Origin of the sequence: Micromonospora sp. ATA51 (assembly GCF_016802855.1) — a bacterium.
Lineage (GTDB): Bacteria > Actinomycetota > Actinomycetes > Mycobacteriales > Micromonosporaceae > Micromonospora > Micromonospora sicca.
In genome coordinates, this window is sequence record NZ_JAEVHJ010000297.1 from 1 (window position 1) to 8,501 (window position 8,501).

The 8,501-nt window shown below is 68.7% G+C and carries 6 protein-coding genes; 2 read left to right on the top strand and 4 right to left on the bottom strand.

Annotation, left to right across the window (positions count from 1 at the left end):
* Positions 1-320: 320 nt before the first annotated feature.
* A complete protein-coding gene (locus JNW87_RS30575; protein WP_238454855.1) occupies positions 321-2,036 on the bottom strand; it encodes a hypothetical protein in 1,716 nt (571 codons plus the stop codon).
* Positions 2,037-3,254: 1,218 nt separating this feature from the next.
* Between JNW87_RS30575 and JNW87_RS30585 the strand changes: the two genes are divergently transcribed.
* Together JNW87_RS30585 and JNW87_RS30590 are read left to right on the top strand one after the other, a co-directional pair.
* Positions 3,255-4,697, top strand: a complete 1,443-nt coding sequence (locus JNW87_RS30585; RefSeq protein WP_238454850.1) for a hypothetical protein — start codon at positions 3,255-3,257, stop codon at positions 4,695-4,697.
* Between the two features lie 20 nt (positions 4,698-4,717).
* On the top strand, positions 4,718-5,173 hold the full coding sequence (locus tag JNW87_RS30590) for a hypothetical protein (RefSeq protein ID WP_238454851.1): 456 nt from the start codon (positions 4,718-4,720) through the stop codon (positions 5,171-5,173).
* Between the two features lie 85 nt (positions 5,174-5,258).
* Here JNW87_RS30590 and JNW87_RS30595 read toward each other — a convergent pair whose 3' ends face one another.
* The 3 genes from JNW87_RS30595 to JNW87_RS30605 all read right to left on the bottom strand — a co-directional run bounded on the left by JNW87_RS30595 (position 5,259) and on the right by JNW87_RS30605 (position 8,243).
* Positions 5,259-6,221: a recombinase family protein gene (locus JNW87_RS30595; RefSeq protein ID WP_238454852.1), complete on the bottom strand. Its 963-nt coding sequence runs from the start codon at positions 6,219-6,221 to the stop codon at positions 5,259-5,261.
* Positions 6,222-6,599: 378 nt separating this feature from the next.
* Positions 6,600-7,802, bottom strand: coding sequence for a 3-oxoadipyl-CoA thiolase (gene pcaF, locus JNW87_RS30600; protein ID WP_238454853.1), 1,203 nt, complete (start codon positions 7,800-7,802; stop codon positions 6,600-6,602).
* A gap of 60 nt (positions 7,803-7,862) precedes the next feature.
* On the bottom strand, positions 7,863-8,243 hold the full coding sequence (locus JNW87_RS30605; RefSeq protein ID WP_238454854.1) for a MaoC/PaaZ C-terminal domain-containing protein: 381 nt from the start codon (positions 8,241-8,243) through the stop codon (positions 7,863-7,865).
* Between the last annotated feature and the right edge of the window lie 258 nt (positions 8,244-8,501).

Genomic DNA, 8,501 nt, shown 5'->3' on the forward strand with positions numbered 1-8,501 from the left:
AGACCAACATCGCCCGCGCCACCCGACGCGCCAACCGCCGCCCACACGACCTCATCACCGCCGTGACCAGCAGCAACCCCAGAACGCAATGACCCTGCCCTGGAATATGAGCCGATCGCGGCACGAGCGCGGGTTTGTGGTCACGGCACTAGCCGCTCTGTCATCGGCTCAAAAGCGGATGGGGAACTACCCTTCGGCCCTCTCTGTCCGGTCGAGCGCCAAGAGCGGCGGGCCGCTGGCGCTGCGCACCGCCGTCGGCGCCGCTGGTCACTGCTCGACGCTCGACCCGGCGTCAACCCGTGCGCCCGGGCCGGTGCTGCCTACTTTTCGGCCAGGCTGTCACCAATCTGGGTGGCCAGGGCGATGGTCTCGCCCTGGGGTTTGGCGTCGAGATCGGCGAGGGCTTTGGTTAGGGCGCGTAGCAGGGTGCGGATGCCGTCGGCGTCGGCGAGGGCTTGGCGGGCGTGCATGGCGCGGGTGTAGAGGGCTTCGTTGTAGTGGTCCAGACCGATGGCCTTGTCGAGCAGGTCGGATGCGGCCTTCGGGTCGCTGTCGATGAGGTCGTCGGCGAGCAGGAGGTGGGCTTCGGTTCCCCATCGGCGTACGGCTTCGCGGTGCGGCTGAAGCCATTCGTAGTCTTGACCGTCGGCCAGCGGCGCCGTGTAGAGGTTGCAGGCGGCGGTGAGCAGGTCGCGGCGGCGCGGGCTGGTGGCGATGGCTGCGGTCCGCAGGAGGTCGCGAAGCGTCCAGACGTCAACGTCGACGGTGGCCGGGTCGAGTCGGTAGCGTCCCGCGGTTTTGATGACGTAGGCGTTCTTTGGCTCTGCGGTGCCGGCGCGGCCGAGGACGTGCCGCAGGTTGCTGGCGTTGGTATGGACGCGTTGGTCGGCTTGGCTGAGGCGGGCGTCGGGTTCGAGGTATTCGCCGATCTCGCGGGTGGTCACTCCGTCGGGGTGGCAGGCGAGGAACACGGCGAGCTCGAGGGCCTTGGCGCGCAGCGGCCGGCCGGGCTGGGTGATGTTGTCGATCCGCGGCTCGCCGAGCACCCGGAGCTGTGCTTTGCGGGTGGTCGCGTCGGGCTGCGCGGTGACCGGGGCCGGTTGTTCGGTGGGCTTGGTGTCGGTTCGTTTGGCGTGCAGTGGGACGACCGCGATCGGTACAGAGGGTGACGCGACAGCAGGCGGTTTTCCGGTCTGCGCCTCGCGCAGGGTCGTGAGGATCTGGATCGCCGTGTCGTGGTCGAGTACGGGCAGGCGCGGTAGCACCGACTCGGCCGCCTGGCTGGACACGAGCGTGGTGTGGCCGTCCGGGCCGACCTCGACGGTAGTGCCGTGGGTCCATTCGCCGAGCAGCAGGGCCGAGACGTGCAGGTCGGCGCCGAGGGCGAGGGCGGTCTTGGCGCGCATGCGGGCGCCTGCCGGCGGGGTTTGGGTGATGAGCATGATCGGCGGCAGCGCCTCCTCGTCGGGGGCCTGCTGGCGCGGGGTGTCCAGGTCCGTGAGGGCGTGTTCGTCGAGGATGCGGCTGCGGTGCAGGAGCTTGGTTTCCATCACGGTGAGCACGTCAGCCGTGCTGTCGGCGACGTGTAGTCGTGGCCACGGGTCGAGGGCGGCCGTGTCGGGGCCGAGCAGTGTTTCCAGGGTGGTGGCGTCGATGATGACTTCGCCGCGTCCGTCGGGGTGGTGCGGGCCGCCGGATGCCAGGACTGCGACCAGGGCGGCGCGGGCCGCGGCGTGGGCGCCGTCGCCGACGATGCCGGTTCCGCCCGGCGGCAGCGGTGCAAGGTCGGGCACGAGTGCGGACGGCTCGCTGTGATGGTCATCCGGATTCGTCAGTTCCGGGTTGCGGGCCACGGCGCGGTGCAAGTGGAGCACTGGCGGTGGCAGTTGCTTGGGTGGGTCGGCTTCGGGCTCGCCGGTGTATCGGCGGCGGCGTTGCGCCCAGACCAGCGCGACGGCGGCGCTGATCGCGGCGGCAAGTGACCACGGCAGCCAGTTAGACGGCGATAGCTGCACCCCATGCTCGTCCGCTGCCACAGTCGAGGTTTGCGTGTCGCCGGCAGCTGGCGAGGCGGACGGCGACTCCGACGCGGTGGCGGTGGAGGTCGGTGGCAGGGTAGGTGAGGTGGACTCTGGCGGGCTCGGGGTTGCCGGTGGTGTGCTGCTGGGGACTGGTGCTGCTTCCTGATCGGGCGTGGCCGACGGCACGGTAGGACTGGGCGAGTCTAAGGCAGCAGGCGGCGATGCCGAGGGGGTCTCGGTCGATGGTGGTGGCGCCGGCGGAGCCGGCGGTGCCGCCGGTGTGGCGGTCTCTGGTGGGCGGGCGTCGGCGGGTAGCCGTAGCTCCCAGCCGGGGTAGATGAGGTTGCAGTCGCGGAGGGTGCCGCCGACTCGAGGGAAGTGGCGGTGTTTGTTCAGGCGGCAGATCTCCGGCCATCTGTTCGCGTCGCCGAGCCACTGCTTGGCGATTGTGGTCAGGGTGTCGTGTCGCTCGACGGTGTAGACGTAGCGGGTGTCTGCGACCCGGATCAGCGCGGGACCTCGCGCGAGGGCCTGCCGAGGAATCACACCGCCGTCCCCAGCGGAGGCGACGGCCGCAGACCTGTCAGCGCCCTCCCCCACGTTGGGGGATCCGACGGAGGTGACGGCGATCGCGGCGGTGCCGGCCAGGCCGAACACGAGCCGGTGCAGCGGTGCCGGAAGCCTCAGCGCCGGGATCCGCCACCGGGTCAACACCGCGAACAGCTCGGCGACCAGGAGCAGCGCGAACGTGGCCCACAGCAGCCACAACGCCCAGACGGCCGCGCCAGCAAGAACGTTCGGGGTGAACCGTCCGCTCGGCTCGTCGAACCAGGCGACGATCTGCGGCCACGTCGGCAGCCGTTCAACCGGGTCGCCACCCACGGTCCACAGCAGCACAGGCACGCCAACCAAGAAGATCAGGGTCCCCACGACGGCGCGGACTGCCCGGACCGCACCCGCCGACCGCCGCCCTGGCGGCCGACGGGATATTGACTCGCGCGGTGCGTAGACCGTGGGACGGGCGTACTCGGCCAGCCGATTGGCTTTGTCCCCCGAATCCTGCGCCACTCTCTCTCGCCTCCACCCGCGCCGATGCTCACCTTCCCCCGCATACACGAGGATGACTGCCGATGGCCATCTCGCGGAGAAGGATTCTCACCATACGCGCACGAGGGATCACTACGCGGGACTAAGGTTGACGATCCACTCCCCCGCCGGGAGAGACTGCCGCACATGCCAAACGGGGGCATCCAGCTATCCATCGATCTCAACTCGTCGGCCATCGCCGCCACCATCGACCGACACGGCGCCCGGATCCCCGTCATGCTCGACGGTCGCCTCGTCATGCCGCACGGCGTCGCCCTCGACCCCAGCGGCCACATCCAGGTCGGAGTGCCCGCAGCGTCCGAACCGTCGGTGCACCATCAGTTCGTCAGCGACCCGCTGGAGCTGCTCGGCAGACCAGAGGCCGACCAGCCGATCGACGGCGTGCAGCTGCTCGCCGCACAGCTGTGGCATGTCGCCGACCAGGCCGCCCGTCAGGCCGGTGAGCCAATCACCGCCCTGACGGTGACCATCCCGCCAAACTGGGGACCCCGCCGCCGGACACAACTCGCCGATGCGGCAGCCCGGGCCAGCCTGCCCGCCCCTGCCATGGTCACCGCACCAGCAGCCCTCGCCGCCTACACCAGAACCCGCGGACTTACCGCACCTGACGGCTCCTGCCTGCTGATCTGCCAGGCCGACCGCCAGCCGGTCACCCTGACCATCCTTCAAACAAGCGCCGACGGATACCACGAGCTGGCGACACGATCGATTGACCTACCCCGCGACCTCAACCAGGTCCTCGCCCAACGAATCGTCGACGCGGCCACCAGCGACGACGACCCGCTGCGAGGCGAGATAGCTCAGCCCCCGCACCAGGACAGCTTGGCGCTGCTGGAATCCGTCCGTCAGGCCAGACAGCTCCTGACGGCGCAGGACCGTGCGCCGGTGCTGCTCCCCGCACCCCGCAATCCCGCGGTCATCACCCACGACGACGTCGCCAGAGCCGCGCAGCCCCTCCTCGACCGGGTTCACGACGCGGTTCGTGACACCCTCGACGCGGCCGACATCGACAGCCAACACCTCAGCTGCATCATCCTCCGCCAAGCCGAAGCAGTGCCCGGCCTCCAAGACCGGCTCACCACAGCCACCGGCCCCACCCCGGCAGTCCTCGCCGACCAGTCCCACGCCCTCGCCGACGGCGCCCTGACGCTCGCGGCACCACACCACCACGCACCTACCGCCGCCAACACACACCTACCGCGGGTCCGGCTCCGCGTACGGGACCTGACCAGCGCCCTCCTGCTCGGGGCCTGCTCTCTCACCCTGCTTCTTCAAGCCATCTTCACCGCGGACGTCACCACCACGTTCCTGCGGGTCGTCGGTGTCCGCACCTCCCTACCGCAACTGGGCGCCGCCGGCGCGCTCGCCATGCTCACGGCATTCGCCGTGGCGCACCTCGCCCCCACCACCTGGCTCGCCGGGGCACACAGCACGACTCCGTCCGAACCCGCGACCGGCAGCCTCATCCGACGCGGATACCTCGCCGCCGCCGTCGGCGCGCAGTCACCGCCGGCCTCTACGGCCTCGCCACCGGCACCTCCGTCCGATACGACTACAGCCCATACCTGAAATGGACCCTTAGCTCCGCGTTGCCCCTAGCGGTCTGCGCCGCCGTCATCACCGCGACCGCACCCCGCATCCCCGCGAACGACCTACCCGCCTGGCTCGCGCGCACCCGGCCAGCGATCCTGCACGCCGCCATCGCCACCACCGGCATCTACCTCATGCGGGCAGCACTCACGATCACCCCACCCGTCGACCTGACCGGCATGCCCGGCCTCGTCGGCAGCGCCGGAGCCGCGCTCCTCGGCGTCGCCACCGCCCTGACCGCCAGCCGAAGCCGCACCATCCGCACCGTCACGGCACCCGGCCTGGGAATCGGCTACGCCATCGTCTTCACCAACGACACCAACGGGGCACTCATCGTCGGGTACCTCGTCGCCCTCACCAGTTGGACGGTCTGGCTCGCCGGACACACACTGCGCCTCGCGTTCCCCACCGCCGGGCAGGCGCTACGCCGTCTCATGGACGGCAGGACCAGTTGACAACCTGCACGACCACACCAAGGTAGGTGCCTGGCCTCCTCGAATTCGCCGGACTGCCTCCGGCTCCACACCAGCCTCCACGCTGTCACTTCCAGACGAACTCAAGCCTGTCGACATCGAGCTGCACCTGCCCGGCGCGGGTCGCCGGCTTCACGATGATCCGGTCCAGGACGAGCGCCAGCAGCTCCCGCCGCCGCTCCAGCAGCGCGTCGACCCACCACTCGGCCAGGCCCTCCGGCGTCATCGCCGGCACCGCCCGCAACCGCTGCGCCTGAGCGATCCACTCGCGCACCGCCTTCTGCTCGCGCTTCGCCTCGGCCTCGATCGCCGTGAGCGTCACCAGGCTGATCTCCCGCTTCGCGTACGCCTGCCCCGCCTCGACCAGCCGGTCCTCGATCGCCTGCAGGACCTCCTGCATCGTCTCTTCGCCCTTCATCACCGAGCCGACGGCGCGCTCCAGCCGGGCCCGCACTTTCGGCGACGCCAGCCGGGCTAGGGCCCGCGCGGCCACCTCCTCCTCCAGGCTCTCCGCGGCGATACGGATGCGGCCGCAACCGTAGCTGGGGCTGCCGGCCCGGCAGACGTAACCGCGCTTGCCGCTGTTGCTCGGCTGCGTGTACAGCGGCTTCCCGCACCGGTGGGTGCCATTGCCCTCGTCCTCCAGCGGGAAGCCGCACACCAGGAACCCGCCCGACAGCAGGTACTTCCGCTGGTTCGTCGCGTGCGGCTGCTTGCGCTCCGGCGCGTCCAGCAGGTCCAGCAGCCGCTTGTGCGTGGCCTCGTCGATGATCGGCGCCCACTGACCCTTGCCAACAACCTCGCCGTGGTACGTCCGCAGGCCTGCCAGCCGAGGGTTCCGCAGCAGCCGCGACAGCGACTGCTGGGTCCAGGGCCGCCCGGCCGACGTCATGATCTCCCGCGCCCGCAGGTCCGCCACGGTCGAGCGCATGCTCTCCCCGTCGAGGACCCGCTTCACGACGTCGCGGATCACCGCCGCCTCAGGCTCGATGACTTCGCGCCCTGTCTCGTCGTACCCATAGCACCGCACCGTAACGACCTCCAGCAAAGCCAGCCTGAACTCAGCCGACCTATTAGCTAGCAGTGCTCCATAGAAACGAGCTACCTACAGGCACGTCCGTGGTTTCTTGCGCCACGCGTCCCCCACCGACGGCCGGTCACGTGCGTCCTCGTAAAGTCGAGAACGGTGCTCTCTAGTCGATGTCCCCATGCGTCGCCTCGCCTGTCGACGAGTCCCCTGCCGGCCAGCCTGCCCTTTCCGCCAAGCACTCACGCTCCATGGGAGGCCAGGCCGATTACACCCTTGATCGGACAGTCCCGCAACCAGCTCCGCGCCACAAGACGATCATCAGGCGACGCAGACCCGCAAAGCGCTAAATCCCCAGGGCGACCGCAAATCGTAAGCTGCTTAGACGCGTTGGAGTAGCAATGCAATGCCCTGACCGACGCCAATACACATGGTCACAAGAGCGCGATCAGCCTTTCGCTCCCAAAGCTCGAGCGCCGCGGTGAGGGCAAGCCGAGCACCACTCATGCCGAGGGGGTGACCAAGTGCGATTGCACCCCCGTTCGGGTTTACATGCTCGCCGTCGTCAGGCAGGCCCAAATGCCTAAGTACCGCCAGCGCCTGGGCTGCGAACGCCTCATTAAGTTCAACGATGTCGATGTCGCTGATCGCCAGGCCCGACCGCTGCAGCGCCTTGCAGCTCGCTAGTACCGGGCCCATGCCCATGATCCGGGGCGGCACCCCGGCCGTCGCAGCGCCGACGACTCGCGCCAGCGGCTTGAGATCAAACCTCTCAACGGCGCGCTCTGACACAACGAGAAGGGCAGCTGCACCGTCATTGACTCCACTGGCGTTCCCGGCGGTGACTGAGCCGCCTTCACGAAACGCTGGTTTGAGCTTTGCCAACGTGTCCAGCGTCGTGTCGCGGGGATGCTCGTCTGTGTCGACCATGAGCGGCTGACTACGCCGCTGCGGCACCGCGACGCCTACGATCTCGCGCGCCAGCCGTCCCGTGTCCCTGGCCTTCGAGGCACGCTCCTGGGACCGGAAGGCGAACCAGTCCTGATCTTGCCTTGAGACGCCGAATTCCTCGGCCACGTTCTCGGCAGTCTCGCCCATGGAGTGGGTGCCGAACCGCTCCTCCATCTGCCGATTGACGAACCGCCACCCGATCGTCGTGTCGTAGATGTCAGCCGTCCGAGAGAAGGCCGACTCGGCCTTGCCCATTACGAACGGGGCACGACTCATGCTCTCCACCCCGCCCGCGACGACGAGGTCTGCCTCTCCGGACCGGATGCTACGCGCGGCGATAGCAAGCGCGTCTGCACCGGATCCGCACAGACGGTTGACTGTCGTCGCAGAGACGGCCTCGGGAAGGCCCGCCAGCAGCGCCGCCATCCGGGCGATGTTGCGGTTGTCCTCGCCGGCCTGATTGGCGCAGCCCAGGACGACGTCGTCGACGGCGGCCCAATCCACCTGTGGATGCCGGGTGGTGACGGCTCTGATGACATGTGCAGCAAGGTCGTCGGGGCGCACGGCCGCCAACGCTCCGGCGTAGCGGCCGATAGGCGTACGGACACCATCGACGAGGTAGGCGTGTGCCACATTTTCTCCGTAGGTCTGGGCTGGGCACCTGATCGCCCCAGCCCTTGCACAGGTCGGCAGTTACTGGTCGGGTCGGGCGATGACCTTCGCGGCGCTGAGGACATCTACATTGCGCTGACTCATCCGTATGGCGATCTCGATGTCGTCAGGTTCCCGACTGGTCGTGACGGCTTCGATCAGCAGCTCGCAGTCGGGGACAGCCGGCGCGGAAAAACGGGCTGCGGCCGATTTCACCCTTCGCGGGTCCTCATCCACCTCTACGGAGCCGACCCGCATCGCCACTCCGAACAGGTACATCCCGTGCAGGATGACGCCCGGGAGGCCGACCGAACGCGCCAGCTGTTCGTCGAGGTGGACTGGGCTGTTGTCACCGGAGACCCGCGCATATCTGTCCGGTATGTCGCCGCTCGGGGCGACGTGGCTCGTCCTGCTACTGACCATGGAAGCGCACCACCTGGGTCGACAGGCCGCTGACACTGAGCTGGCCGGCTTGATTGAGAGTGCGTGAGGCGAAGTAGTAGAAGAGGTTTTGACCTTTCGCGGCGACCTCATGCAAAGTGTCAATCCCCTGGAAGCGTGGAGGGTTGTTTAAGCTGCCTGGGCCCGGCGGGCGTCGGCGATGAAGTGTTCGTAGTCGACCGGTGACATGCCGTCGCAGGCGCTGTGGCGTCTGCGGACGTTGTAGAAGTCGACGATCCA

Excerpts from the sequence above, each read along its gene's own strand:
- JNW87_RS30585 (WP_238454850.1), top strand. The coding sequence starts at position 3,255 with ATGCCAAACGGGGGCATCCAGCTATCCATCGATCTCAACTCGTCGGCC.
- JNW87_RS30605 (WP_238454854.1), bottom strand. The coding sequence starts at position 8,243 with ATGGTCAGTAGCAGGACGAGCCACGTCGCCCCGAGCGGCGACATACCG.